Source organism: Ralstonia sp. R-29 (genome assembly GCF_049913345.1).
In the GTDB taxonomy this organism is placed as follows: domain Bacteria; phylum Pseudomonadota; class Gammaproteobacteria; order Burkholderiales; family Burkholderiaceae; genus Ralstonia.
Window position 1 is genome coordinate 599,419 of record NZ_CP184377.1, and the last position, 24,538, is coordinate 623,956.

22 protein-coding genes and 1 pseudogene are annotated in these 24,538 nt (G+C 63.0%); 13 read left to right on the plus strand and 10 right to left on the minus strand.

Annotated elements, in window-relative coordinates:
• Positions 1 to 23: 23 nt before the first annotated feature.
• The 4 genes and pseudogenes from ACN9M1_RS02840 to ACN9M1_RS02855 all read right to left on the minus strand — a co-directional run bounded on the left by ACN9M1_RS02840 (position 24) and on the right by ACN9M1_RS02855 (position 2,132).
• Positions 24 to 176: a hypothetical protein gene (locus ACN9M1_RS02840; protein ID WP_426397218.1), complete on the minus strand. Its 153-nt coding sequence runs from the start codon at positions 174 to 176 to the stop codon at positions 24 to 26.
• 149 nt (positions 177 to 325) lie between these two features.
• Positions 326 to 706 (minus strand): chromate resistance protein ChrB domain-containing protein, encoded by a 381-nt coding sequence (locus ACN9M1_RS02845; protein WP_426397219.1) that lies wholly within the window; start codon positions 704 to 706, stop codon positions 326 to 328.
• 13 nt (positions 707 to 719) lie between these two features.
• Positions 720 to 1,142 (minus strand): annotated as a pseudogene (gene chrA, locus ACN9M1_RS02850) (chromate efflux transporter); the annotation flags it as partial.
• Positions 1,143 to 1,169: 27 nt separating this feature from the next.
• Positions 1,170 to 2,132 carry a chromate resistance protein ChrB domain-containing protein gene (locus tag ACN9M1_RS02855; protein ID WP_426397220.1) on the minus strand — a complete coding sequence of 321 codons (963 nt, stop codon included), beginning with the start codon at positions 2,130 to 2,132 and terminating at the stop codon, positions 1,170 to 1,172.
• A gap of 382 nt (positions 2,133 to 2,514) precedes the next feature.
• On the opposite strand from ACN9M1_RS02855, the gene ACN9M1_RS02860 reads away from it, so the two are divergent.
• Positions 2,515 to 4,101, plus strand: a complete 1,587-nt coding sequence (locus tag ACN9M1_RS02860; protein WP_426397222.1) for an isocitrate lyase — start codon at positions 2,515 to 2,517, stop codon at positions 4,099 to 4,101.
• A 110-nt stretch (positions 4,102 to 4,211) separates the two neighbouring features.
• On the plus strand, positions 4,212 to 5,129 hold the full coding sequence (locus tag ACN9M1_RS02865; RefSeq protein ID WP_426398783.1) for a LysR family transcriptional regulator: 918 nt from the start codon (positions 4,212 to 4,214) through the stop codon (positions 5,127 to 5,129).
• Between the two features lie 46 nt (positions 5,130 to 5,175).
• Here the strand turns inward: ACN9M1_RS02865 and ACN9M1_RS02870 are convergent, their stop codons facing one another.
• Together ACN9M1_RS02870 and ACN9M1_RS02875 are read right to left on the minus strand one after the other, a co-directional pair.
• Positions 5,176 to 5,958: a substrate-binding domain-containing protein gene (locus tag ACN9M1_RS02870; protein WP_426397224.1), complete on the minus strand. Its 783-nt coding sequence runs from the start codon at positions 5,956 to 5,958 to the stop codon at positions 5,176 to 5,178.
• Between the two features lie 35 nt (positions 5,959 to 5,993).
• A complete protein-coding gene (locus ACN9M1_RS02875) occupies positions 5,994 to 7,289 on the minus strand; it encodes an MFS transporter (RefSeq protein WP_426397226.1) in 1,296 nt (431 codons plus the stop codon).
• Between the two features lie 120 nt (positions 7,290 to 7,409).
• On the opposite strand from ACN9M1_RS02875, the gene ACN9M1_RS02880 reads away from it, so the two are divergent.
• From ACN9M1_RS02880 to ACN9M1_RS02930, 11 genes are all read left to right on the plus strand, one after another.
• Entirely contained in the window at positions 7,410 to 7,958 is a 549-nt protein-coding gene (locus tag ACN9M1_RS02880; RefSeq protein ID WP_426397228.1) for a hypothetical protein, read from the plus strand.
• A 263-nt stretch (positions 7,959 to 8,221) separates the two neighbouring features.
• Positions 8,222 to 9,307, plus strand: coding sequence for an efflux RND transporter periplasmic adaptor subunit (locus ACN9M1_RS02885; RefSeq protein WP_426397230.1), 1,086 nt, complete (start codon positions 8,222 to 8,224; stop codon positions 9,305 to 9,307).
• Positions 9,307 to 12,423 (plus strand): efflux RND transporter permease subunit, encoded by a 3,117-nt coding sequence (locus tag ACN9M1_RS02890; RefSeq protein WP_426397232.1) that lies wholly within the window; start codon positions 9,307 to 9,309, stop codon positions 12,421 to 12,423. Before ACN9M1_RS02885 ends, ACN9M1_RS02890 begins: the two co-directional genes overlap by 1 nt.
• Positions 12,420 to 13,682: a TolC family protein gene (locus ACN9M1_RS02895; RefSeq protein ID WP_426397234.1), complete on the plus strand. Its 1,263-nt coding sequence runs from the start codon at positions 12,420 to 12,422 to the stop codon at positions 13,680 to 13,682. Before ACN9M1_RS02890 ends, ACN9M1_RS02895 begins: the two co-directional genes overlap by 4 nt.
• Before the next feature lie 46 nt (positions 13,683 to 13,728).
• Positions 13,729 to 14,253: a cytochrome b gene (locus ACN9M1_RS02900; RefSeq protein WP_426397236.1), complete on the plus strand. Its 525-nt coding sequence runs from the start codon at positions 13,729 to 13,731 to the stop codon at positions 14,251 to 14,253.
• Between the two features lie 35 nt (positions 14,254 to 14,288).
• The gene (locus tag ACN9M1_RS02905) at positions 14,289 to 16,580 is read left to right on the plus strand and encodes a heavy metal translocating P-type ATPase (RefSeq protein WP_426397238.1); all 2,292 of its coding nucleotides are present in this window, start codon (positions 14,289 to 14,291) and stop codon (positions 16,578 to 16,580) included.
• A 5-nt stretch (positions 16,581 to 16,585) separates the two neighbouring features.
• On the plus strand, positions 16,586 to 17,230 hold the full coding sequence (locus ACN9M1_RS02910) for a hypothetical protein (RefSeq protein WP_426397240.1): 645 nt from the start codon (positions 16,586 to 16,588) through the stop codon (positions 17,228 to 17,230).
• A gap of 126 nt (positions 17,231 to 17,356) precedes the next feature.
• Complete coding sequence (locus ACN9M1_RS02915; protein ID WP_426397241.1) at positions 17,357 to 17,800, plus strand: universal stress protein; 444 nt, start codon at positions 17,357 to 17,359, stop codon at positions 17,798 to 17,800.
• A gap of 239 nt (positions 17,801 to 18,039) precedes the next feature.
• Positions 18,040 to 18,303, plus strand: coding sequence for a DUF2933 domain-containing protein (locus ACN9M1_RS02920; protein WP_426397243.1), 264 nt, complete (start codon positions 18,040 to 18,042; stop codon positions 18,301 to 18,303).
• Complete coding sequence (locus ACN9M1_RS02925) at positions 18,303 to 18,974, plus strand: methyltransferase family protein (protein ID WP_426397245.1); 672 nt, start codon at positions 18,303 to 18,305, stop codon at positions 18,972 to 18,974. Before ACN9M1_RS02920 ends, ACN9M1_RS02925 begins: the two co-directional genes overlap by 1 nt.
• Before the next feature lie 22 nt (positions 18,975 to 18,996).
• Positions 18,997 to 19,260 (plus strand): DUF5676 family membrane protein, encoded by a 264-nt coding sequence (locus tag ACN9M1_RS02930; protein WP_426397247.1) that lies wholly within the window; start codon positions 18,997 to 18,999, stop codon positions 19,258 to 19,260.
• 46 nt (positions 19,261 to 19,306) lie between these two features.
• On the opposite strand, the gene ACN9M1_RS02935 is transcribed toward ACN9M1_RS02930, so the two are convergent.
• The 4 genes from ACN9M1_RS02935 to ACN9M1_RS02950 all read right to left on the minus strand — a co-directional run bounded on the left by ACN9M1_RS02935 (position 19,307) and on the right by ACN9M1_RS02950 (position 24,406).
• Positions 19,307 to 21,559, minus strand: a complete 2,253-nt coding sequence (locus tag ACN9M1_RS02935) for a heavy metal translocating P-type ATPase (protein WP_426397249.1) — start codon at positions 21,557 to 21,559, stop codon at positions 19,307 to 19,309.
• Between the two features lie 156 nt (positions 21,560 to 21,715).
• Positions 21,716 to 22,177, minus strand: coding sequence for a hypothetical protein (locus ACN9M1_RS02940; protein WP_426397251.1), 462 nt, complete (start codon positions 22,175 to 22,177; stop codon positions 21,716 to 21,718).
• Between the two features lie 133 nt (positions 22,178 to 22,310).
• Positions 22,311 to 23,720, minus strand: a complete 1,410-nt coding sequence (locus ACN9M1_RS02945) for a heavy metal sensor histidine kinase (protein ID WP_426397252.1) — start codon at positions 23,718 to 23,720, stop codon at positions 22,311 to 22,313.
• Complete coding sequence (locus ACN9M1_RS02950; protein ID WP_426397254.1) at positions 23,720 to 24,406, minus strand: heavy metal response regulator transcription factor; 687 nt, start codon at positions 24,404 to 24,406, stop codon at positions 23,720 to 23,722. Before ACN9M1_RS02950 ends, ACN9M1_RS02945 begins: the two co-directional genes overlap by 1 nt.
• Between the last annotated feature and the right edge of the window lie 132 nt (positions 24,407 to 24,538).

A 24,538-nucleotide genomic window follows, 5' to 3' on the forward strand; every position in this document is an offset into this window, starting at 1 on the left:
TGCTGGGTGCTGTCCGGCAGCGTTCAGCAGTTGCCCTTCTTGGCTTGACCGGGCGGGCAGAAGCCATTGCCAGGTCCGCCTTGCGGTCTTGCAACCGGGCCGTCGTCTGGCAGATACACGGCACAGCCGCCCAGCAGCGAAGCGCCGAGCGAGAGGATGACGATGATGTTTTTCATGGTGTTGTAAGGGGTCTTGGCCCCGTGCTCCCGGTTAGAGACGAAAGGATAGTGTTGGAGGGCCAGCCCGCGGAGATGATTTTGCAACCGGCCGTAACGTCTGCCTTGGGCGCCAACGTTTGCGATGCGTGGTAGCACCGTGATGGCCATCAAGCCGGCATCTTGGGTGGCCAGTTATGCGTCTCGGCCTGGCAGTGCTCGCACCACGCATACAGCGCGTCGTACATCACCAGTCCGTGTTCGAGCATCGCCAGGTCATCGGCAAACACGTGCGATAGACCCAGCGAAATTGCATAGAGCCCGCTCGATTGCGGCGTGAGCTCCAGCCGCGACGTATCTGCACCGCGCACGATGCTGGCGAGATGCTGCAACGCTGGATTGCCGCCGAGCTGGTACTTGTTGAGAAACGCGTCGAAGCTGCACAGTTCGCCCACGTGTGTGAGTTCCACGCCAGGGATGTCGTACGGGATAGCCCCGGTTTCATTGGCGATGCGGTCGATCTTCGGGCGTTCACGCGTGATCCATTGCATGGCAAACCTCCATCTTGGTCGTGAGCTTGTGGGCACTGATGGCAATGATGCCGATCACCGCCGCGCCGACGCCGTAGAACACCGACTGCATCCACGTCAGCCCGCCAAAACGCACATAGGCCCAACCGAGTGCCACGACCATCAGAAAGGACGGCAGCACGAACGCGATGCCGATGAGCGTCGCGCCCACGATGCGGTAGTGCACATAGCCGAGGTAGATCGCCAATTGCGCAGCCAACGGCCCGGGAGCCAGTTGCGCCAGCGCGAGACCTTCTTTGTAGTCGGCCTCGGAAATCCACTGCTTGGTTTCGACCAGATCGCGCCGCATGTAGCCCGCCAGTGCAACGGGGCCACCAAAACCGAGCGCGCCGAGCCGCAGGAAGTACAACACCAGTTGCCGCAGCGTATAGGCCGGGCGTTCTTGAGGAGCGTTCATCTGGGCACCTGTGGATAGGGGGGGATGTCAGCGTTTGCGGCTGCCGGAGAAATGCGCGTACAACGAATCGAGTACCGCACCGATTTCCGCAAGCAATGCATCGTCATCGGCGAGCCGCTTGCGCGCGCCGGCCAGGATGGCTTCGAATCCGCCGGCCTCCGGTGTGGTCGATCCGCCCACATCCAACGCATGCACCATCGCGCCGAGCCGGGCGAGCCCTGGGTCCTCGTCTAGCCCGAAGCTGGCGAGCAGCACTTCAAACGACACGCGCTCGCCGAGGTGCGTGAAGGCGGCACCATCAAAGTCAAAGCCCAGGGCATCGGCTGGACAATCGGCCGGGTGTTCCAGCCAGAGAAAGCGCGCATGCGGATCAATGCATCGCTGTATCAGCCACGCACTGGCGACGCGATCCACCCACAGATGGCGCCGCGTCGCCCAAAGGCGCCCCTGGTACTGGGCAGGGTCCCGGCGCGGAATGCCGCCCACAGCGGTGCGTGGTTCCCCCGGTGACTGCACAGCCTCGACTGCCGCTGCAAAGTCGCGCCACTGTGCGTCGGCACGCACGGCGGCTTCATTGGGGAAGAAATCGATCTTGCGGATGGCCTCGTAGGCGCGGGCATGGCGGCGGTGCACGCGGCTGCGCTCGGGCGCCGGCAGGTCGTGCAGCGTTGTTCGGCTTTCCGATAGCGTGGACAGCCACGCGGTGTAGTCCGGCGTGCGATCGAACAGGGCGCGGTAGGCGGCGTTCTCGGCGGCATCCAGCGCCTGCACGTTCAGCACCCATGCCTGGCCGCCTTCCTGCAGCGCTTCGTCGGCCAACTGGCGCAGTTGCGCGGCGGGCTCGACATGGGCGGGCAGCAGGTAAGCGCCGTCGCGCAGGGCAGCACAACCGAGCGCCTTGATCGCGCGCCAGATGCGCATGCGGGCCGTGGCGCTGGTGGTGGGCAGGCTGACGATGAGCAGCAGCCAGGAATCTGAAGTGAGCGTCATGACGGCAGGATAGGACTGGAGTCATAACTGCTGCAAGGATGTAGCGATCGCTACGAAATGACGAGGTTTGAGGCTCGGCGTCAATCTGAACCACAGTCAAAGGCCGGTTGCTCCGACGCCTGAAAGCGCATTTCACATTGCGGGATTCGGCCGGGGTTCCTCCTGCTTCCGCGTTCCGTTTCCTGAAAAAACGTTTCGCATCGCAAAATTCGTCGTCTATCTCATTGATAAATAAAGAAAAACTAAGTCTTATGTCTTATATAAGACCCTGCCGCGCTGCGTCAAAGCCGCCCTACAATCAATCCATGCTGCTCGCTTCGAATTCCGTAGCTGCACACGCAACCGATTCTCTTCAAACGCGGTTTATTTCTAGGAAATTGACATGGCCCAGTATCAAGACGACATCAAGGCAGTGGCTGCCTTGAAAGAGACCCACGGCAGCGCATGGAATGCCATCAACCCGGAATACGCTGCCCGCATGCGCGCGCAGAACAAGTTCAAGACGGGTCTGGACATCGCCAAGTACACCGCCAAGATCATGCGCGCCGACATGGCCGCCTACGATGCCGATCCGGCCAAGTACACGCAGTCGCTGGGTTGCTGGCACGGTTTCATCGGCCAGCAGAAGATGATCTCTATCAAGAAGCACTTCAAGAGCACCGAGCGCCGTTACCTGTACCTGTCGGGCTGGATGGTCGCTGCGCTGCGCTCGGAGTTCGGCCCGCTGCCGGACCAGTCGATGCACGAAAAGACCTCGGTCAGCGCGCTGATCCGCGAGCTGTACACGTTCCTGCGCCAGGCGGATGCCCGTGAACTGGGCGGCCTGTTCCGCGAACTGGACGCCGCCAAGGACGCCGCAGCCAAGGCCGCCATCCAAGAGAAGATCGACAACCACGTGACGCACGTGGTGCCCATCATTGCCGACATCGACGCGGGTTTCGGCAACGCGGAAGCCACGTACCTGCTCGCCAAGCAGTTCATCGAAGCCGGTGCATGCTGCATCCAGATCGAAAACCAGGTGTCGGACGAAAAGCAGTGCGGCCACCAGGACGGCAAGGTCACCGTGCCGCATGAGGACTTCCTCGCCAAGATCCGCGCCATCCGCTACGCGTTCCTGGAGCTGGGCGTGGACGACGGCATCATCGTGGCCCGTACTGATTCGCTGGGCGCTGGCTTGACCAAGCAGATCGCCGTGACGAACACGCCGGGCGACCTGGGCGACCAATACAACGCGTTCCTGGATTGCGAAGAGCTGTCGGCTGACCAACTGGGCAACGGTGACGTGGTCATCAAGCGCGACGGCAAGCTGCTGCGTCCCAAGCGCCTGCCGAGCAACCTGTTCCAGTTCCGCGCCGGTACGGGCGAAGCACGCTGCGTGCTGGACTGCATCACCTCGCTGCAGAACGGCGCTGACCTGCTGTGGATCGAAACCGAGAAGCCGCACATCGCGCAGATCGGCGGCATGGTGAAGGAAATCCGCAAGGTCATCCCGAACGCCAAGCTGGTGTACAACAACAGCCCGTCGTTCAACTGGACGCTGAACTTCCGTCAGCAGGTGTATGACGCCATGAAGGAAGCCGGCAAGGACGTGTCGGCCTACGAGCGCGGCGCGCTCATGAGCACGGAATACGACGACACCGAACTGGCGAAGCTGGCTGACGAGAAGATCCGCACGTTCCAGGCTGATGCATCGCGTGAAGCCGGCATCTTCCATCACCTGATCACGCTGCCGACATACCACACCGCCGCGCTGTCGACCGACAACCTGGCCAAGGAATACTTCGGTGACCAAGGCATGCTGGGTTACGTGGCTGGCGTGCAGCGCAAGGAGATCCGTCAGGGCATCGCCTGCGTGAAGCACCAGAACATGTCGGGCTCGGACATCGGCGATGACCACAAGGAATACTTCAGCGGCGAAGCTGCGCTGAAGGCTGCGGGTAAGGACAACACCATGAATCAGTTCCACTGATCCTGGTCACGCCCCAAGCAAAACGCCAACCTACGGGTTGGCGTTTTCTTTTTTGTCATTCCGCGGAATCACGCACAATGCTCGGCATCTCGAATGCGGAGGCCGACCCCGTGGGCATCAACTTTGATTTGACGGACTTGCAGGCGTTTCGGGCGGTGGTGGAGTTGGGAAACTTCCGCAAAGCCGCCGAGGCGATCAGCATTTCCCAACCTGCGTTAAGCCGCCGGATCGACAAGCTCGAGGACGCGCTGGGCGTGGCGCTGTTCGAGCGCACCACACGCAGCGTCACGCTCACCACGGTCGGCCGCGTGTTTGCCCGCAGCGCAGAACAACTGCTCGACGATCTCGACGTCGCGCTGCTAGGCATCCGCGACGTGGCTTCGAGCCGCCTGGGCCACGTGACCATCGCGTGTGTGCCTTCGGTGGCCTACTACTTTTTGCCGAACCTCATTGCGAGCTATCACCAGCGCTTTCCGCGCATCCGCGTGAAGCTGATCGACGCAAGCGCGAACGAGGTGCTCGGTGCCGTCATCAGCGGCGAGGCGGACTTTGGTGTGAGCTTTATGGGCAGCCAGGAGCCCGAGATCGAATTCAGGATGCTGCTGCAGGAGCGCTTTGTGGCGGCTTGCCGCCGCGATCATCCGCTCGCACGCAAGAAACGCGTGACGTGGAGCGAGCTGTATGCGCACGACTACGTGTCGGTGGACAAGACTTCTGGGAACCGCCTACTGCTCGATCAGGCACTGTCGGCCGTGCCACCGCGCGCGCCGAGCGTCTGCGAGACGCGGCACGTCACCACCATGCTGGGTTTGGTCGAGGCGGGGTTGGGCGTTGCCGCCGTGCCGTCCATGGCCATGCCCGGACATGACCACCCCGTTCTCACGAGCGTGCCCCTGGTGGAGCCGGTGGTGAAGCGCCGCGTTGGCATCGTGAAGCGGCGCGGGCGCGCGCTCACGCCGGCGGCCGAGGCGTTCCATCAAATGGTCATCGAAGCGAAGCGCAGCGGCGCCACCAGAAGCGGGGCATAAGCGCGGCATACAGCGGACCCGCTGGCAGCGCAGGCCCGCGTGCGTTTCACTGTGCGGGTACGGAATCGAGCCCCGTCGATTTCACGTCGGCCTGCACGCCAGGAGAGGCGAGATAGTCGAGCAGTGCCTTCGCTTCTTTCGGATGCTGCGCGCCGACGGGAATGCCCGCCGCGAAGCGCGTGACCGATTGCAGCGACTCGGGGATCTTTCCAACAAAGGTCACACCCTCCACCGGCAGCAATTCGCTCACCTGCTGGAAGCCGATTTCGTACTCGCCGTTCGCCACCACAGAGCCCACCGGGATCCGTGGGACCATCTTGGCCTTGGGCTTGACCTGCTCTTCGATGCCGAGCTTCTTGAACAGCTCTCGCTCGATATAGACGCCGCTTGCGCTGTCTGAATACGCGATCGACTTGGCGTTGAGCAGCACTTGCTTGAGGCCTTCCACCGAGCTGATGTCGGGCTTTGCTGCGCTAGCGCGTACCACCATGCCGATGCGGGAATCGGCCAGTTCCACGCGCGAATCCGGAATCACCTTGCCTTGCTTGATGAGGTCGTCCAGAGCGTAACCGACCATGATGACGGCGTCCGCAGGTTCGCCACGCGCGAGCCGGTTCGGAATGGCTTCGGGCGACTTGCCCATCGACGGGCCCAGCGCGGTGTTCAGCGTGTTGCCGGACTGGGCTGCAAACTTGGGCCCGAGCAGCTTGTAGGCCGCGGTGAAGCCGCCCGAACTCATGACATGCAGTTCGGCCGCCTGAACGTTTGCCGTTGCAGCGGCAGTTGCAACGAGCGCCACCGCGCAGAGTTTTCGAAACAGGTTCTTCATTGTCATTGTCGTGGTCATGCAGTAACAGACGGGGATCAATGCGCCGGGTTGAGCACCACTGCGCGGCGGCGATAGAGCGTGAACGTTGCAACGAGCGCGCACACGGCGGCGAAGCTCATCCAATAACCCGGCGCGGCCTTGTCGCCGGTCAGGTGGATGGCTGCCGTTGAGATGGCGGGCGTGAAGCCACCGAAGACCGCCGTTGCCAAACTATAGGCGAGCGAAAAGCCTGCAACGCGCACTTGCACCGGCATCACTTCCGTGAGCGCAACGACCATCGCGCCGTTATAGAGGCCATACAGAAACGAGAGCCAGAGCAGCACGAGCAGCATGTTCTGGAAGCTCGGTGCATTCGCGAGCAGCGAGAGTGCCGGGTAGGCGGTGGCGATGGTGAGCACCGTCATGCCGACGAGGAGCGGCCGGCGGCCGATCTTGTCGGAGAGCGCCCCGCCGATCGGCAGCCACACGAAGTTGGATACGCCAACGCAGAGGGTCACGAGCAAGCTATCGGCGGTGCTCAGGTGCAGGACCGTCTTACCGAATGTCGGCGCGTACACCGTGATGAGGTAGAAGCTCGTGGTGGTCATCGCAACCAGCATCATGCCGGCGATGACAATGCCCCAGTTTTGCACCAGTGTACGGAACACCTCTTTCATGCTAGGACGATGCTTGCGAGCCTTGAATTCCTGCGTTTCTTCCAGATTGCGGCGCAGCACGAAGATGAACGGCACGATCATGCAGCCGACGAAGAACGGTACGCGCCAGCCCCACGCAGCGATGGCCGATGTGCTGAGCCATTGGTTGAGCATGAACCCCAGTCCAGCCGCCACGACAATCGCCACCTGCTGGCTGGCGGACTGCCAGCTCGTGAAAAAGCCCTTGCGGCCGGGCGTGGCCATCTCGGCCAGATAGACCGACACGCCGCCCAGCTCCGCGCCTGCCGAGAAGCCTTGCAGCAGGCGCCCGAAGAGCACGAGTGCCGGTGCCAGAAGCCCGATCGTGGCGTAACCCGGGACGAAGGCGATCAGCACGGTGCCGCTTGCCATGATGGAGAGCGTGACGATGAGGCCTTTTCGACGGCCAACGTCGTCAATATAGGCGCCGAGCACGATGGCGCCCAACGGCCGCATCAGAAAGCCCGCGCCAAAGACAGCAAACGTCATCATCAACGAGGCGAATTCGCTGTCGGCAGGAAAGAAGACGTTGGCGATCTGCGTGGCGTAGAAGCCGAAGAGGAAGAAGTCGAACTGCTCCAGGAAATTCCCGGCGGTCACGCGGAATACCGCAGCGGCCTTTGCGTGCCCGTTCGAAAGGCTGGGCGAGGGGTGCATCAAGGTGTCTCCTGAAAGCCAAAGAAAAAATACGCCGTGGTGCCGGCGTTTGTAGTTTTGGCAATGTTCGCGTTGAGACAGGCAAACGGGAAGTGCAAGTTTTGGAACGATTGATGTTCTGTGGTTATCAATCCGGCCGCGCGCTCCAACGTTGCAGTTCATGCTGGCTGTGACGAAAAATTGCAATACAATGCGCACATGTCACGTGCGTCCCTGAGCGTCTCGCTTCGGGCAGCCATGTTGGTCATCATTGTGATGATGCAGCTGCTAAGCCCGCTTCTGCACGGCCATCTCGGAACTCCGAAACAAGCTGGCCTGCACGTACATACAGCGCTTCCTGTCGCGGCTGATTCTCATTTTCAATCCACTTCGTTTGCTGACCGCCACCGTTCTGCGTCGCCGGATGCCGTGGGTGGTCCTGACTGGGTATTGACCAGCCAGGAACCCTTTGAGGTGGATGTCGAGCCCGCCATCAGCTCGGTGGAGCTGACTGCACTTCTCTGCGCAGCGTCGGCCGCCGGAGTCTCGGCGCTGACATTTTTCTTGTTGGCGGCGCTTGCCTGCGCTTCCGTATCCCGTCCCGCCTATCGACCCGCGCCCGTTCGAGCGCGCTGGCGCCATCGCATCAATCGGCCGCCTCCGGCCCAAGCCCCTCCACTGTTGTCCTGATCCGTACCCGGTTGACGGCTGGCGTACGCGTTGCACCGCACTTGTTGACTTGCAACAAGCCCCTTGTGTCTGCATTGGCGATGATGAATGCATCAGAAGCGCTGTCTTCTGATCGACTGTGCTCGCCTAACGCTACGCAGCGGTAGCGGCCTCGCTAGTCTCCGGCCTTCCACCGTAAGAGTGAATCGTTCGCGTCGCACGCGTGCGCGCGACGGAATCTGAGGTGGCGTTCTTACCGTTGCCTCCGCGCATTGGAGTCAGGCATGTTTTCCAAAAAAATCCTCGTGGCCAGCGTGTGTATTGCGCTGGCCGCGTTTCCTCTCGAGCAAACCGCTGCCCAAGCAGTTGCTCAGACGACGCAACTTTCAGTTGAACAAGCGCGCTCCCTCGGAGTTCGCTTTAGCCCAGTGGCTGCATCCGCAGGGCTGGAGGTTGGCACGCACGCACGTGTCGTCTTCAAGCCGGATGCGCAATCTGTGGTGGCGGCCCCGTATGCGGGCATGGTGCCCCGGGTGCTGGTGTCCGTGGGGCAGACCGTCCGCGCAGGTCAGCCACTGGCGAGCTTTCTGAGCCCGCAGCTTTTTGAAACCAGCCGCGCGCTGACGGAGGCCAATTCGCAAGCGCGTCTCGCACAGCAATCGCTCGCCCGCGACAAGGCGCTGTACGACGACGGCATCATCGCCGCAAGCCGCTGGCAGGCCACGCAGGCACGCGCGGCCGAAGCCAACGGCATGGTCAAGGCCCGCCGGGCTGAGTTGGCCTCGACGGGCATCGCATTTATTGGATCAGGCGGCGAAGCGCAGTTGCTTGCGAGCCGTAGCGGGGTGGTGTCCGAAGTCAACGCTGTTCCAGGCGCGCGCGTGGAAGCGGCAGCACCGCTTTTCAGGATCGTTGATCCGGCGGCGCTGGAGTTGGACTTGCTCGTCGGGCGCGATATACCCGTGCCTGCCACGGGTGACCGCGTCGAGATTGCACCACGCGGCGCAGGCGGTACCGTCCTTGGTGTTGCGCCCTCGGGGGATGGCACCGCAGGGGTGCGGGTGCGCGCATCGCTGGAACGTCGTGGCGACTTGCGTGCCGGGGAAAGCGTGAACGTCACACTCAAACTGCGTGCTTCGGCAGACGCGGCGTCCGCCGGCTTGGTCCGGGTTCCGGTGGCTGCGCTGGTCTACGTGCATGGCGTGCCTGGTGTCTTCGTCGCGACCGATAAGGGCTTCCGCTTCCAGGAGGTCGCCGTTGCCAGTACCGACGATGCCATCGCCGTCGTTCGCGCCAACCTGCCTGCCGGGGCGCGTGTAGCGGTGGCCGGTGTTGGCGCGCTCAAAGGCTTGCTAGCGGGGGAACAGTGATGCTGCCACGCCTGATTGAGTTCTCGTTGCGTCAACGCGTGCTGGTGCTGATCGCGGCAGGTGTACTCGCTGCGGCCGGCGTCTGGGCATACCTGAACCTGCCGATCGACGCGTTTCCCGATATTTCGCCGACGCAGGTCAAGGTCGTGCTCAAGGTGCCGGGCATGACGCCGGAGGAGGTCGAGCAGCGTGTCTCGACGCCGATCGAGCAAGAGCTGCTTGGTCTGCCGCACAAGACGATCGTGCGCTCGGTGTCCAAATACGGCATCAGCGATGTGACCGTCGATTTTGAAGAGGGCGTGGACGTCTACTGGGCGCGCCAGCAGGTGTCGGAGCGTCTGGCTGGTCTGGCGCGCGATCTGCCGTCGACTGCCGTGGGCGGCCTGGCGCCCATCACCACGCCGCTGGGCGAAATGTTCATGTTCACCGTGGAAGGCGATGGCTACTCGCTGGCCGAGCGGCGCCGCGTGCTGGACTGGGTGATCCGGCCGGCGCTGCTGCGCACGGTGGCTGGTGTGGCCGACGTCAACGCCCTGGGTGGCGAGGTGCGCAGCTACGAGGTGACACCGGACCCGGCGCGGTTGCGCGCACGCGCTGTCACCCTTGAGCAATTGCGCCAGGCGCTGGACGCCAATAACCGCAACGACGGAGCAGGGCGGCTGGATCGCGGCGACGAGCACTGGGTGGTGCGCGTGGAAGGCGGCGTGCGCGGGCTGGATGACTTGCGCGCGATTGTCGTGGTGCCGGCGCAGAACCTGTCTTCCGCGCCTGCGGTCACGGTCGGCGATGTGGCAACCGTGCGGTTGGGGGAAGCGACCCGCAACGGCGCTGTCAGCAAAGATGGCAATGGCGAAGCCGTTGAAGGGCTGGTGCTGGGCCTGCGCGGTAGCGATGCCCGCAAGCTGGTGGAAGCGGTGCAGGCGCGGCTGGATGCGCTCGGGCCGGAGTTGCCAAAAGGCATGTCCACCCGCGTCTTCTACAACCGCGGCGAGTTGGTGACGCGTGCGGCCAATACCGTGGTGCACGCCTTGATCGAAGCCAGCGTGCTGGTCGTCATCACGTTGTACGTGTTCCTGGGTGGGGTACGTGCGGCGCTGGTGGTGGCCGCCACACTGCCGCTGTCGATGCTGGCGACCTTCCTCCTGATGCGCTACGTGGGCTTGACCGCCAACCTGATGAGTCTCGGCGGCTTGGCCATTGCGCTGGGCATGCTGGTGGACGCCGCCGTGGTCGTGGTCGAGAACATCGAGACGGCCATGGCGCGCGCGCAAGACCACAAGACCGATCCCGCGCTACGCGGCGCGGTCATCCGCCACGCTGTGGCAACGGTAGCGGTACCGATGCTGTCGGGCGTGTCGATTATCGCCATCGTGTTTCTGCCGCTGCTGTCGTTGCAAGGCCTGGAAGGCAAGCTGTTCGGGCCGGTGGCGCTCACCATCGTGCTGGCGCTGGCGGCGTCTGTGGTGATTGCCTTTACGGTGGTCCCGGCGCTTGCTTCGTTGCTCTTACTCGCGCATGCGGATGAGCCGCCTTGGCTGATGCGCAAGGTCGCGAGCGGTTTTGGGCGCGTTCAGACATGGACGACCACGCATCGCCGCGTGGTGTTCGGCTTGGCCGGGGCAGCGTTGGCGCTGGCCGTGGTGTTGTACATGTCAGTCGGCAAGACCTTTATGCCGACGATGGACGAGGGCGACCTGATCGTGCAGTTGCAGAAGGCACCGTCGGTTTCGCTAGCGGCCTCGCTCGACGTGGACCAACGCGTGCAGCAGGCCTTGCTCAAGGAGGTGCCGGAAATTCGCTCGATCGTTGCACGCTCGGGTTCGGATGATCTTGGCCTGGACCCAATGGGCCTGAACGAGACCGATACCTTCCTCGTGCTCAAGCCCAAGGATCAGTGGCGCGGTAGCAAGGAAGACATCGCAGTGGCGATCCGCCGCGTGATGGAGCGCTTCCCCGGCGTGATCTACGGGTTCACACAGCCCATTGAGATGCGTGTGTCGGAGATGCTGACCGGCACACGTGGCGACGTTGCCATCAAGCTGTTCGGCAGTGATCTCGCCGCCATCGATGCCGCGGCGCAGGCGATTGCCGCCAAGGTCCGCACCATCCCCGGAGCGGCTGAGGTGATCGCGCCCAGCAACAGCGGTGTGCAGTACCTGAAGGTGTCGCTGGACCGGGCTGCGGTCGGCCAGGCCGGTTTTTCGGGCGATGCCCTGCAAGCGCAACTGCGCGCGCTGATCGAGGGCGACCGGGTTGGCGTGGTGCCTGAGGGCATTGTCCGCACGCCATTGATCTTGCGTGGCGGCGCGGGCCTGCGGCAGGCCCCTGAAAACCTGACCAACCTTCTGGTGACGGCTCCCGACGGCAAAGCGTGGCCGCTCACCTCGCTGGCGCGTATCGAACGCGTCGATGGACCGGTACGCATCAACCACGAAGATGGTGCGCGGTTTGCCGTCATCCAGGCCAACGTTGATGGTCGGGACCTGGCGGGGTTCGTGCAGGAGGCGCAGGCAGCAGTGGGTGGCATGGGCGTGTTGCCGAAAGGGTTGCGTGTGGTGTGGGGCGGCCAGTTCGAGAACCAGCAGCGCGCAGCCGCTCGCTTGGCGTTGGTTGTGCCCTTGGCCCTTGGCGCAATCTTCTTGCTGCTGATGTTGACGTTCCGCTCGGTGCGACAGGCGGTGCTGGTGGTCGCCAACATTCCGTTTGCGCTGGTAGGTGGTATTGCGGCGTTGCGGATATCGGGCGAGTACCTGTCCGTTCCGGCTTCTGTGGGCTTCATCGCGTTGCTCGGGATCGCGGTGCTCAACGGCGTGGTGCTGGTCTCGCATTTCAACACGTTGCTGGAGTCTGGCTTGAGCATGACGGAAACCGTACGCGCTGGCGTGCGAGACCGCCTGCGGCCCGTCCTGATGACGGCCTGCATTACCGCACTGGGGATGATTCCGTTACTGCTGGCGAGCGGACCGGGGTCAGAGATCCAGCGGCCGTTGGCGATTGTTGTATCCGGCGGGCTGATCTCTTCGACGGCGCTGACGCTGCTTCTGCTGCCCCTGCTGTTTGAACGCTTTGGGTTGCCTCGGCCGCGCGCGGCCGCTGGGCAAGGAGATTCGCAATGAGGTTGGATCTGTTTCGCATCGTATTGGCAGGAGCAGCCACGATGCTGCTTTGGGCTGCTGTAGCGCAAGCGCAAGGGCAAAGTTCGTCGAGCTATCTGCCGGCAGAGAGCGCAGTGCGCGAGGCCGTTGCGCAGTCACCTGACGTGCTAGCCGCAGAGGCCCGCCGCGATGCCGTACTGGCCCGGGCTGAGGGCATCCGCGCCGGTATGGCGGAGACCGTGGTGCGTGCGATTGGCCAGGGGCGCCAGGTGCGCGACCCTTCCGAGCGGCACGCCGAAGGGCAGATCGCTGTGGAGCGGCCGTTGCGGCTATGGGGCAAAGCGCAAGCCGACGGGCAGCTTGCCGATGCCTCCGCCGAGGCCGCTCAACTTGCCGTGAAAGACGCGCGCCACGAGGCATCGCGCCAGATTCTGGCCCTGTGGTTCGCTGCCGTGCGCGCAGGCCAGGCACGCCAGGCGGCGCAGGAGAATGCCAAGGCGGCCGCCGATCTGACGACCCTGACTGCGCGAAGGGTACAGCTGGGTGACGCATCACGCCTGGATGCCGAACTGGCCGCAGCCGATCGCGCGCGCATGCAAGCCTCGCTAGCGACTGCCATGGCAGCGGAACAGTCAGCGCAGGCGGAGCTGCAAGCCCGGTTTCCGGGGCTGGGCCATCCTGCATTTGGCGCCGATGCTGCGCTGCCGACGCTGCCGCAAGACCCCCCAGATCGACTGCGCACGCAGTACATCCAAGACAGCCACGAATATCGGCTTGCCATGGCAGAAGCAGCGCAGGCACAGCACATGGCCAAGCGCGCCGACCTGGAGCGTCGACCCGACCCGACGGTCGGCATGTTCGTGACGGTGGAACGCGGCGGGGCCGAGCGCATCATGGGCGTGAGCGTAGCGATGCCGCTCGGTTCGGCACATCGCCGCTCATTGGCCGCGGTTGCCGCAGCCGATGCGGAAGCTGCGGCACGACGCCGGTTGGGTTCGGAACGCCGGCTGGGCGCGGAATTCGATGTGCTCTACGGCAACTTGCAGGGCAAACGTGCAAGCGCGCAGGCGCAGACGGAAGCGGCCGCGTTACAGAGAAGCGCATCCGAGCGCGCTACGCGTGCGTACCGCGCGGGGGAATCCGGTCTGACCGAGCTTCTAGCGGCGCGCCGCAGTCTGGCCGAGGCATTGCTGGCTGCGCGGCTTGCCCGCGTAGACGCGCTGGAAGTCGATAGTCGCCTCCAGCTCGATCTGCATCGGATGTGGGACTTTGACGATTGATCCGACAGCCACTTCTTTTTTCACACAATACATTTTGGATAACGCTATGCAGTCCGAGCTCAAATACTCCCTGACCATGCGGTCGCTCCACTGGTTGGTGGTCCTGGCGGTGTTGATCGCCGTCGTGGCCATCGAAATCATGGATGTCTTCCCGAAAGGCAGCGCCGAACGTGCTGCGCTGTTCGCGATTCATCAGACAGCGGGGCTGTCGGTGCTCGCGCTGATGGTGCTGCGTTTGTTGGCCCGGCTGGGCACCGAGGCGCCACCTCCCGTCCCGGGCTCGCTGTTCATGCAGCGAGCCGCGCGGTTGACGCATGGGGCGCTCTATGTGCTGATGGGGGGAATGCCCGTTCTTGGCGTGCTGGCCCTGGCCTGGGCGGGCAAGCCGATTCAACCCTTCGGGATAACGTTGACGCTGCCACTGACCCAAGACAAAGCATTGGGGAGCGTGTTCAAGGAGGTGCATGAGTCGGGGGCCACATTCGTCTATATCGTGGTTGGCCTGCATGCTGCCGCGGCCCTGTGGCACGAGTGGGTTCTGAAAGACCGGCTGTTGCGTCGCATGATGTAGTGCAGCCAATGCATGCCTTAATGCGAGACCCATCCATGCGTTCGCGGCGCCTTCTTCTCAATCTCGTGCTGTTTACGCTGTCGGCGTTGACCTTGGTTACGGGGTTGTTGGCGCGCGCCGTCGACGCCGAGAGCTATGCGCGGCAGTTCTTTCTGATCGGCATCATTCCCAACTTGCTGGCCTTGGTGGCCACGATTGCGCGCTCGCTGATGCGGCGGCAGGCCGGCGTGGATGTACTGGCGGCGATGTCGATCAGCTTTGCGCTTTGGTCTGGCGAGGTGCTGGTCGCAGCGGTGATTGCATTCATGCTCGCGAGCGGGCGCGCGCTGGAAGACTTTGCCCAAGCGAGGGCGCAGCGCGAAATGACGGCACTGCTTAGTCATGCGCCCAAGCGAGCCAATCGCTTCGACGGCGGGCAGTGGCACACGGTCAGTTTGGAAGAGGTGCAAGCGGGGGATCGGTTACTGGTGCGGCACGGCGAAGTCGTCCCCGTGGACGGCATGTTGTCCGAGCCGGCCGATCTCGATGAGTCCACGTTGACCGGAGAGTCGCTCACGCGCCATCGCTTGGTGGCCGATGCCATTTGCAGCGGCGTGCTGAATGTGGGCGCGGCTTTTGAAATGATCGCGAGCGCATCTGCTGAGCACAGTACGTTCGCTGGCGTTGTCCGTCTGGTGAGTGCAGCGCAGGCCGAGCGGAGTCCTTCTGTCAGACTGGCGGATCGCTATGCGTTCGGGTTTGTAGGCTTCACGATCGTCCTGGCTGGGGCAAGTTGGATGCTCACCGGTGACGCAGCCCGCTGTCTGGCCGTGCTCGTCGTGGCCACGCCGTGTCCGTTGATCCTGGCTGTGCCAGTCGCCATCGTGTCCGGCCTGTCGCGTTGCGCCAGGCGTGGTGTGTTGGTCAAAGGCGGGGGCGCTCTGGAGCGGCTTGCGCTGGCCGACACGCTGTTCTTCGACAAAACAGGCACGCTGACCGGTGGATACGCGCGCCTGGTCGACATGGAATGCGCGCCGCAGTACGCGTCCGACCTTGTGCTCAACTTGGCGGGGTCTCTCGCGCAGGCATCGAATCACGTCACGGCAGAAGCCGTCGCCAAGGCTGCACGAGAACATGGCGCCACGCTGCGGCTGCCGAGTGCGGTGGTCGAGAGCCCGGGCGCCGGCGTTCGCGGCCATGTCGACGGGCATGCCGTTTCCATCGGCACGCTGCCGTATGTCTTGGGCGCGTCTGAGGCGCCAGCCTGGATGGAGAGCTTCGTCAAGCGCGTCAACTACGCCGGTGCATCGGCGGTCTTTGTCGGCATTGACGGTGAGTTGGCGGGTGCGCTGCAGCTAATCGACCGCGTTCGCCTTGAGGCGCCGCGCGCGCTTCGCCTGTTGCGCCGTGAGGGCATCGCACGGCAGGCGATGCTGACTGGCGATCGGCCGGACGTTGCCGAATCCGTTGGCGCCATGTTGGGCGTGACAGAGGTCTATGCGGCGCTATCGCCAGCGGCCAAGCTCGCGGCGATTCGCAGTGCCCACAGTGATGGCACGGTGATCATGGTGGGCGATGGCGTGAACGATGCGCCCGCGCTTGCCGCCGCGGACGTCGGCGTGGCGATGGGTGCGCGTGGGGCGGCGGCCTCGTCGGAAGCTGCCGACATTGTCTTGTTGGTGGACCGTCTGGACCGGTTGGTTGATGCTGTCCGGATTGCGCACCGTACACGCCGCATTGCGCTGCAGAGCATGATGATCGGCATGTCGTTGTCGCTGGTGGCCATGGTTGCCGCAGCGCTGGGTTACCTGCCGCCGTTGGCTGGTGCAATGCTGCAGGAGGTCATCGACGTACTGGCCATCGCCAACGCGCTGCGAGCGTTGCGCCCGGCGGCAGATGAAGCGACACGCTCGCTAGCCACGGCGGACGTTGAACGGCTCAAGGCTGAACACGCGGAGCTGGAGCCCCTTCTGAATCGCATCCGCGTGGTCGCAGACGCGCTGCCTCATCTGGCAGGCAGTGTGGCGAAAGCGGAACTGCTGGCGTTGAACCGATCCTTGTCGGACGTGTTGGTGCCGCACGAGCGCCGAGACGACACCCAGCTCTATCCGGACGTGGCCCGCCTGCTTGGCGGGGATGACCCAATGGCCGCCATGAGTGGTATGCATCGCGAGATATTCCGCGTGACGAACCTATTGGGCAGGATCGTCGCCGATGTGTCCGCCGATGGCCCGGATGCCGTCGTCACGCAAGAGCTGCAACGCTTGTTGTATGGGCTGGATGCCATCCTCCGGCTGCATTGCGCACAAGAAGACGAACTGTTCCATGTGCTTGGGGCGGAGGCTTGATCATCATGGCAAACCTGCTTGCGTTGTTTGGAACAGTCTTCCTGCTCAATGTGATGCCGGCCTTCGCGCCGCCAACGTGGATGGTGATGTCGTGGATCGGCTTCTCGCAACCCGATGCCGACCCGGTGCTTCTGGCAGGCGTTGCCGCTTGTGCGGCGACCGTTGGCCGCCTGGTGCTGGCGCGGCTGTCTTGCTCGCTCGTACGCAACCGCTGGATGCGCGAGGCCGATCGCCAGAACATCGATGTGGTGCGCGCCTGGCTGGAAGACCATAAGGGTATGACGGTCGGGATGATGCTCGCGTATGCATTCAGCCCGTTCCCGTCCAACTACATCTTCATTGCCTACGGATTGACGGGGATGCGGCTATGGTTGATCGGGCTGCCGTTCTTCCTCGGCCGCTGGATGAGCTACCTGACCTGGACGCACATTGCCCAGCTTGGTGCCCGCTATCTGGATGAGGAGACCCAGTTCGACGGCGCGTATATGGGTGTGTACTTTGTCGTGTCCCAGGTCGTGTTTCTGGCGATTGTGTACGGCTTCGCCAAAGTCGATTGGCGCCACCTCTTGCAGGCGAGGCGGCTAAGGTGGAGGCGCCAGGAGGCAGCCGCCTCATCTTCGCAAGACGGCCGGACCAAGGCAGAGCGCTGACCTGACGTTGCTGAGCATCGCATGACGTGGTGCGACGACGTCTCCGCATCGATTGATCGAGATCAGCGTGCGCCATCGCACATGGAGTACGTTGGCTGTATCCACCGATTCGTGAAGGGTACAGAGATGACGCAGCACATTGTTTTGGCCACGGATGGCTCCGCTTACTCAGACGCGGCCGCCCGCTGCATAGCGGGCCGCAACCTGCTGGTGCAGGACGTCACCGTACACGTGCTTCATTGCACGCCCGAGCTTAGTGGAGAAGTGAAAAGCTTTCTCGGACAGGCCGAGCTCGCTGCTTGGCATCAGGAGGAGAGCGACAAGGCTATGGCCTCTGTCGTTGCGATCCTGCGCGACGCGGGCATTCCCTTTGAGACGCATGGATTGGTCGGGTTCGCCCCGGAACGCATTGTTCAATACAGCCGGTCGGTTCAGGCCGCTGCGATTGTCATGGGTTCACACGGGCGTGGCGCATTCGTCGACGCCGTGCTGGGGTCCGTGGCCAATCGTGTTGTCGCCCGGGCGGAATGCCCCGTCATTCTGGTGAAAGCGTCGGGTTCGCCCGGGTAAGGTGCATAGGCAGCCGGCTGCCCTTTGCAGTTGCGGCCGCGCGGGTTAGTGGCCCTGGGTGCGTCTGAACCGGATACGGCAGTTGTGGCCCTGGCAAGCAGAGCACCGTGAATGCCGTGTCGTGCGAGAACGCGTCATCTGCGATCGCGTTGATCGCGGTCAATTCCCATCTCTGCACCACGCCAATACTGAAAACGTAGCTTGCTTGGTTTGTCCAATGTCCTCGGCGGGAGGCGGAAATGGAGAATCACCAACATGGGCAGCAACGTGACGAGGTTGCGCCAGCCATCACGCGATCAAAGCTTGTATTGATCGGTTTTCTGTTGGTTGTTGCGTACTTCCTGTGGACCGAGCATCAGGCGCACGTCATCCAGTTCCTACCGTTTCTACTGCTGGCGGCATGTCCGCTGATGCATGTATTCATGCATGGCAGTCACGGCCATGGACATCACGGTCACCCGCCAGCCAAGGCTGACGGTGCCGATGCCAAGGTAGAACAGTGATGCAACACGACAGCACATATGGGTACGGCCTGTGGTCTCTGGTGTTCATCAATTCCGCCGCCTTCATCATCTTTGCCTTCAGCTTTACGAAGCCGCAAACGCAGCGGGACTGGCGTTCATTCGGTGCCTTCTCGGCATTCATCGTTGCGTTGTTCACGGAGATGTACGGGATACCGCTGACGATCTATCTGCTGTATCCGTGGCTGACGGCAAAATTTCCGGGCGTCGACTTTCTTTCGCATGACTCGGGGCATCTGCTGGAAGTCATGTTTGGCTGGCGAGCCAATCCGCATTTCGGCCTGTTCCACATCGTCAGCAACGTCCTGATCTTTGGCGGCTTCATCCTGCTCGCCACGGCGTGGCGCGTGCTCTACGTTGCCCAAAGCGCTCACCGACTGGCGACCACGGGAATCTACGCCCGGTTGCGGCACCCGCAGTACGTTGCGTTCATCCTCATCATGGCCGGCTTTCTCTTCCAGTGGCCGACCCTGCTGACGCTGGCCATGTTCCCGGTTCTCGTATGGATGTATGTGCGCTTGGCAAAGGCTGAAGAAGCCGAAGCGCTGGCTGAGTTCGGGCCCGAATATGAAGCCTATCGGGACCAGATACCCGCATTCTTTCCCCGCCTTGGCGAAGGTGCCCACCACGACAAGGTGCATAGGCAGCTCTGACGTACTGAATCAGGAGGCCGCTATGAAGCCGTTCAAAACCGGTGCCACGTTCGCCCTGACGGTCATGTTGTTCTACGCCTTGTGCGCGATGGTCTGGTATGCATTTCCGGAGCCGTTCATGCAGTTCATGATGGCGCTGTTCCATGGCATCGATTTCCATGCGCTGCAGAGCGGGAAGGCGACACTCGGGGGCACGGTGTATGCAGATGTCGTCCTCGGTGTCTGGGCCTTTTTTGCGGCGACATTCTTTGCCTGGCTGAGCGCAAAGCTTCCGCCGGCCGTTTGAATCGGTGCGTTCACCGGGGCAGTGTGGACCCTGCCCTCACGTGGGACTAGATACTCAGCCGGCGCAGACGTAGCGCGTTGGATACCACCGACACTGAACTCAGGCTCATCGCAAGCGCCGCGATCATCGGGGACAGCAGCAAACCGGTCGTGCTGTAGAGAACGCCGGCGGCGAGCGGCACACCCAGGGCGTTGTAGACGAACGCAAAGCCCAGGTTTTGCTTCATGTTGGCGATCGTTGCCTCGGACAGGTTCCGTGCGCGCGCGATGCCGCGCAGATCCCCCTTCACGAGCGTGACTTGCGCGCTATTCATGGCGACATCCGTGCCCGTGCCCATGGCGACACCGACATCGGCTTTCGCCAACGCGGGCGCATCGTTGATCCCGTCGCCGGCCATGGCCACTGTTCGGCCTTCGCTTTGAAGCTTCGTCACGAGCGCCAATTTATCGGCGGGCCTGACTTCCCCATGAAATTCAGCGATGCCCAACGATTGCGCGACCGCCCTGGCCGTGACCGTGCCGTCGCCGGTGGCCATCACCACACGAATGCCCGCGTCCTTCAATTGCGCCAACGCCTCGGCCGTTGTCGATTTGACTGGATCGGACACGGCAAGCAAACCAGCTAGCGTGCCGTCTGCGGCGAGGTACATGACGCTCGCACCTCGGGCCCGTAGCGTGTCTGCGGCCTGGGCCAGTGGCGCTGCATCGATGCGCTCTTGCTGCATCAACACCGTGTTGCCCAGCGCCAGCTTCTTGCCGGCGACAGCGCCGCGTACGCCAATGCCGCTGCTGGATTCGAAGTGCTCCGCCTTCTGCAGAGACAGTCCGCGCCCTCTGGCGGCCTCCACAATGGCCGCGGCCAGTGGGTGTTCGCTGCCTTGATCCAGACTGGCCGCCAGGCGGAGCACTTCCCAATCATCGAAACCGTTGGCGCCCACGCTGCGTTCAAAGGCGGGCTTGCCTTCGGTGAGCGTTCCCGTCTTGTCCACAACGAGGGTGTCGACCTTGCGCAGGTTCTCGATGGCAGCCGCGTCGCGAAACAAGATGCCGTTGGATGCACCCTTGCCGCTCGCCACCATGATCGACATGGGTGTGGCCAGGCCCAACGCGCATGGACAGGCAATGATGAGCACGGCCACCGCGTTGATCAACCCATATACCCAGCTTGGCTGCGGCCCAAGGAATCCCCAGGCGAAGAAGGTCAGCACAGCAACAGCCACCACCGCCACAACGAAACCGCCGGCGACCTTATCCGCCATGCGCTGCATGGGCGCTTTGGAGCGCTGAGCCTGGGCAACCATCTGCACGATCTGCGAGAGGACGGTTTGGGAACCCACTTTCTCCGATTCGATGATCAAGCTGCCTGCGGTGTTCATCGTCGCGCCAATCACATGGTCGCCCACTCGCTTGGTCACGGGGAGCGGCTCGCCGGTAATCATGGATTCGTCCAGGGAGCTTGTGCCTTCGACGACGATACCGTCGGTGGGCACCTTCTCGCCGGGGCGCACGCGCAGCCGGTCGCCAACGTGCACGTGGCTCAGCGGTACATCCGCTTCGGTGCCGTCGGCATTGATGCGCCGGGCTGTCTTGGGGGCGAGGCCAAGCAGTGACTTGATCGCAGCAGAGGTTTGCGACCGGGCCTTCAGCTCCAGCAGCTGGCCCACCAGCGTGAGGGAAATGATGACCGCCGCCGCTTCAAAGTAGACGCCGATCCGGCCGTGCTCCGTGAACGTCTGAGGAAACAGCCCTGGCGCGACGGTGGCGATCACGCTGTAGAGATACGCGGCCCCCGTGCCGAGCCCGATCAGCGTCCACATGTTCGGGCTGCGATGCAGGAACGACTGTGCGCACCGTTGGAAGAACGGATAGCCCGCCCACAGCACCACGGGCGTCGACAGAACCAGCTCGACCCAGCTTTGCCGCGAAGCGTCCATCCAGCCGTATCGGTGTCCGAACATCGCGAGGATGAACGCCGCAACGGTGAGCGGCAGCGTCCACCAAAAGCGCCGCTGGAAGTCGTTCAGCTCCGGGTTCTCCTCTTCGTCCAACTCCGGCATGACGGGCTCCAGCGTCATGCCGCAGATCGGACAATTCCCAGGGTGATCCTGGCGGATTTCCGGATGCATCGGGCACGTGTAGATAGTCTCGGCTTGAGCTGTGGGTGTTACGCCCACTGCAGCCGGGGCGTTCCCGTCATGTTGGTGTGTTGCGGAGTGATCGCCGTGACGATGGCCAGCGTGCTGATCATGCGAGTGCGTGTGATCGTGTTCGGCTGCGTGGATATGGCGGTGCTCTTCCATAGACATCGGCTCCTATCAGTTCGCCTACTGCCGGACGCACTAGCTTGGGGAAGCATCGTGCTTTTTCTCATGCTCAAGAAACGATGAACCCTCCCATCTGGGAGGGTCAACGGAGAGCGTTGTGCCAGCGCTGCACTGCGCGACTCGACGAGCCACCTACTTCGATATCATGCCGCCCATTCCGCCGCCCATACCCATGCCTTGGCCATCCATCATCTCCTGCATCATGGCCGTGTGTTGTTCCATCATTCCCTGACACATCGCCATCTGGCCGGCTGGGCCCGTTCCTTTCGCTGCTTTTGTGTCACCCATCCGCCGCACGTCGGCCATCATGTTCTGCATGACTTTCATGCGTTCATTCATCAGGGCTTGTCGTTCTTCAGGGGTATTGGCACGCGCCAAGCGTTCCCTGATGGCCCTTAGGTGGGCGATTTGCGCGTCGAAGTCCGCATTGCTTTGCTGCGCGGGTGCGGCCGTTGGTGCAGCGGTCTTCTTCTCCGGATGATTGTGGTCGTGCTCCGTGCCGCTGGATGGCCCCGCAGCGAGCGCTAGGGACGCCCCCGCGCACATGAGCGCGGTCAAGGCGGTGGTGATGAGGGTGCGTCGACTATTTGCCATGATGACTGTCCTTGCGAGTGATGGGCGCCAAAGCTCCACACGGCCAATGTAGAAGACAGTCGCGATCCCCCATTGATGCACGTCAAGCTGCCTCTTGGCGCACCTGCGTGGACTCTGCGCAGAAGGCTCTGCGCTATGCCAACCTGCTGGACGCCTCGGTAGGATGCGGTAAGCGAATGGAGAAGCGCGTGCGACCGTCAGCACGCGTCACGATGATGGTGCCGCCGTGTGCCACAACGATCGCCTTGGTAATCGCCAGTCCGAGACCGGCGCTTTCCGATTCCGGTCGGGCGCGGGATTTGTCTGCTCTAAAGAAGCGCTCAAAGATGAGCGGCAGAAGATGCGGTGCGATCTCGACCCCGTCGTTGTCGACCGAAATCGTGATGCCCTCGCGGTCGGTGTTGATCGAGACGGCGACGTGCCCATTGCGTGGCGTATGACGCAACGCGTTGGAGAGCAGATTGCTCAGCGCCCGTCGCAGCATGAGGCGGTCCCCCGTGACGTGTCCATCCCCGTGCAATTCCAGCTGGACCCCTTTGTCTTCGGCCAGCGCATCGTAGAACTCAAAGAGGGCGCGGACTTCGTCGGCGATGTGAATGTCCTCGGCGCTTGGCAGCGTCAGGCTGTGCTCCATCTTGGCGAGGTAGAGCATGTCCGACACCATGCGCGCCAGGCGCTGAAGTTCCTCCGCGTTGGAGGTCAGCACATCGTGGTATTTCGTCGCATCTCGGGGTTGGGAAAGCACAACCTCTGTTTGCGTGAGCATGTTGGTGATCGGTGTTCGCAGCTCGTGGGCGATATCGGTTGAGAAATCGGACAGCCGGCGAAAATCATTCTGCAACCGCTCCAGCATGGCGTTCAGGGTCACGGCAAGGTCTGCAACTTCTTCGGGGACGGTTTCAACGGGCATGCGCTCGTCGAGCTTGTCGGCTGTCACTGTCCGGGCCCGCGAAGCCATGGTGCGCAACGGCGCCAGGCCGCGACGCGCGGCCCACCATCCGAACAGGCCAGTGGCCAGCGCGGCGACAGCGATATAAAACGCCAGCGTTCCTCTGAACGTGTGAAGGAAGTGGGCATGGATGTCCGTGTTGATACCCAGCAAGACATCGAGGGCGCCAGCGGACCCGTCGCGCAGTGGGATGGTCGCGTGCATGCCCCGGTACTGTTGGCCGCCTTGTTCCCAGACGAGGGCATCGCGCTTTTGCGGCACCCGCGCCAACGTCTGTGCCGCGATTTCGAAGTCGAAATCCTGGGTCGCATACAGCGGTTGGCGATCCGGCCCTTCAATGCGTGCTACCAGATCGGTGCGATGCTGCAGCGCTTCACGGATGCGCTCCGGCACCTGTTGGGGCGGACCCGATTCGACAATCTTCGCAATCACGCTGACGTTCTCACGCAGCGCGGTGTAGTCCTCGACCGCGAAGTGCTTGTCCATGGCGAGCGCAATGACGATGCCAAGCCCCAGCAGAACCGTCGCTGAGCACAGCGAGAAGTACGCCGTCAGCCGCGTGGTCAGGGAGAACTGGCCCCGAAGCTGTCTCATCAGGCCCCCTCTTCGGGATCTTCAAGCACATAACCCATGCCGCGTACGGTATGGATCAGCTTCGGCTCAAAGTTGTCATCGATCTTCGCGCGCAGCCGGCGGATGGCGACGTCGATGACGTTGGTGTCGCTGTCGAAATTCATGTCCCAGACCTGGGAGGCGATCAGCGAGCGCGGCAGGACCTCGCCACGGCGCCGGGCAAGCAGCTCAAGCAGCGAGAACTCCTTACTCGTGAGCGGAATCTTCTGCCCGCCACGCGAGGCCCGTCGACGTGCCAAGTCCAAGACAAGATCAGCAACCTGGATGCGGTCGGCCGACACTGCACCTGTCCCCCGCCGCAGCAGCGTGCGTACGCGCGCCAGCAATTCGGCAAAGGCGAACGGCTTGACGAGATAGTCGTCGGCGCCCATCTCAAGCCCCTTGACCCGGTCGGCCACGCTGTCGCGCGCCGTCAGGAACAGCACGGGCACGGCCTGTTCGGCAGCCCGCAGGGACTGGACGATCTGCCAACCGTCCACGTCGGGCAGCATCACATCCAACACCAGCAGGTCGTAATCGCCTGTCATGGCCAAGTGCCGCCCGTCAATGCCGTTGCGGGCCAGGTCGACCACGAAGCCGGCCTCGGTCAGACCTTGCTGCAGGTACTCTCCGGTTTTGGGTTCGTCCTCGACGACTAGCAGCTTCATATCGGGCGTGGGTCACTTCTTGTGCTTGTAGGTGGCTGTAGAGTACCGCGCGGCAGGGCACATCACGCCAAGATGACCGATTTGTAATGTTTCGGTCAGGTGAAGGTAGCCTGGGGGTGAGTAGCCTGCACG

Excerpts from the sequence above, each read along its gene's own strand:
- ACN9M1_RS02840 (WP_426397218.1), bottom strand. The coding sequence starts at position 176 with ATGAAAAACATCATCGTCATCCTCTCGCTCGGCGCTTCGCTGCTGGGC.
- ACN9M1_RS02885 (WP_426397230.1), top strand. The coding sequence starts at position 8,222 with ATGTTTTCCAAAAAAATCCTCGTGGCCAGCGTGTGTATTGCGCTGGCC.
- ACN9M1_RS02845 (WP_426397219.1), bottom strand. The coding sequence starts at position 706 with ATGCAATGGATCACGCGTGAACGCCCGAAGATCGACCGCATCGCCAAT.
- ACN9M1_RS02855 (WP_426397220.1), bottom strand. The coding sequence starts at position 2,132 with ATGACGCTCACTTCAGATTCCTGGCTGCTGCTCATCGTCAGCCTGCCC.
- ACN9M1_RS02895 (WP_426397234.1), top strand. The coding sequence starts at position 12,420 with ATGAGGTTGGATCTGTTTCGCATCGTATTGGCAGGAGCAGCCACGATG.
- ACN9M1_RS02950 (WP_426397254.1), bottom strand. The coding sequence starts at position 24,406 with ATGAAGCTGCTAGTCGTCGAGGACGAACCCAAAACCGGAGAGTACCTG.
- ACN9M1_RS02920 (WP_426397243.1), top strand. The coding sequence starts at position 18,040 with ATGGAGAATCACCAACATGGGCAGCAACGTGACGAGGTTGCGCCAGCC.
- ACN9M1_RS02875 (WP_426397226.1), bottom strand. The coding sequence starts at position 7,289 with ATGCACCCCTCGCCCAGCCTTTCGAACGGGCACGCAAAGGCCGCTGCG.
- ACN9M1_RS02890 (WP_426397232.1), top strand. The coding sequence starts at position 9,307 with ATGCTGCCACGCCTGATTGAGTTCTCGTTGCGTCAACGCGTGCTGGTG.
- ACN9M1_RS02905 (WP_426397238.1), top strand. The coding sequence starts at position 14,289 with ATGCGTTCGCGGCGCCTTCTTCTCAATCTCGTGCTGTTTACGCTGTCG.
- ACN9M1_RS02935 (WP_426397249.1), bottom strand. The coding sequence starts at position 21,559 with ATGGAAGAGCACCGCCATATCCACGCAGCCGAACACGATCACACGCAC.
- ACN9M1_RS02925 (WP_426397245.1), top strand. The coding sequence starts at position 18,303 with ATGCAACACGACAGCACATATGGGTACGGCCTGTGGTCTCTGGTGTTC.
- ACN9M1_RS02930 (WP_426397247.1), top strand. The coding sequence starts at position 18,997 with ATGAAGCCGTTCAAAACCGGTGCCACGTTCGCCCTGACGGTCATGTTG.
- ACN9M1_RS02900 (WP_426397236.1), top strand. The coding sequence starts at position 13,729 with ATGCAGTCCGAGCTCAAATACTCCCTGACCATGCGGTCGCTCCACTGG.
- ACN9M1_RS02940 (WP_426397251.1), bottom strand. The coding sequence starts at position 22,177 with ATGGCAAATAGTCGACGCACCCTCATCACCACCGCCTTGACCGCGCTC.
- ACN9M1_RS02915 (WP_426397241.1), top strand. The coding sequence starts at position 17,357 with ATGACGCAGCACATTGTTTTGGCCACGGATGGCTCCGCTTACTCAGAC.
- ACN9M1_RS02945 (WP_426397252.1), bottom strand. The coding sequence starts at position 23,720 with ATGAGACAGCTTCGGGGCCAGTTCTCCCTGACCACGCGGCTGACGGCG.
- ACN9M1_RS02870 (WP_426397224.1), bottom strand. The coding sequence starts at position 5,958 with ATGAAGAACCTGTTTCGAAAACTCTGCGCGGTGGCGCTCGTTGCAACT.
- ACN9M1_RS02910 (WP_426397240.1), top strand. The coding sequence starts at position 16,586 with ATGGCAAACCTGCTTGCGTTGTTTGGAACAGTCTTCCTGCTCAATGTG.
- ACN9M1_RS02860 (WP_426397222.1), top strand. The coding sequence starts at position 2,515 with ATGGCCCAGTATCAAGACGACATCAAGGCAGTGGCTGCCTTGAAAGAG.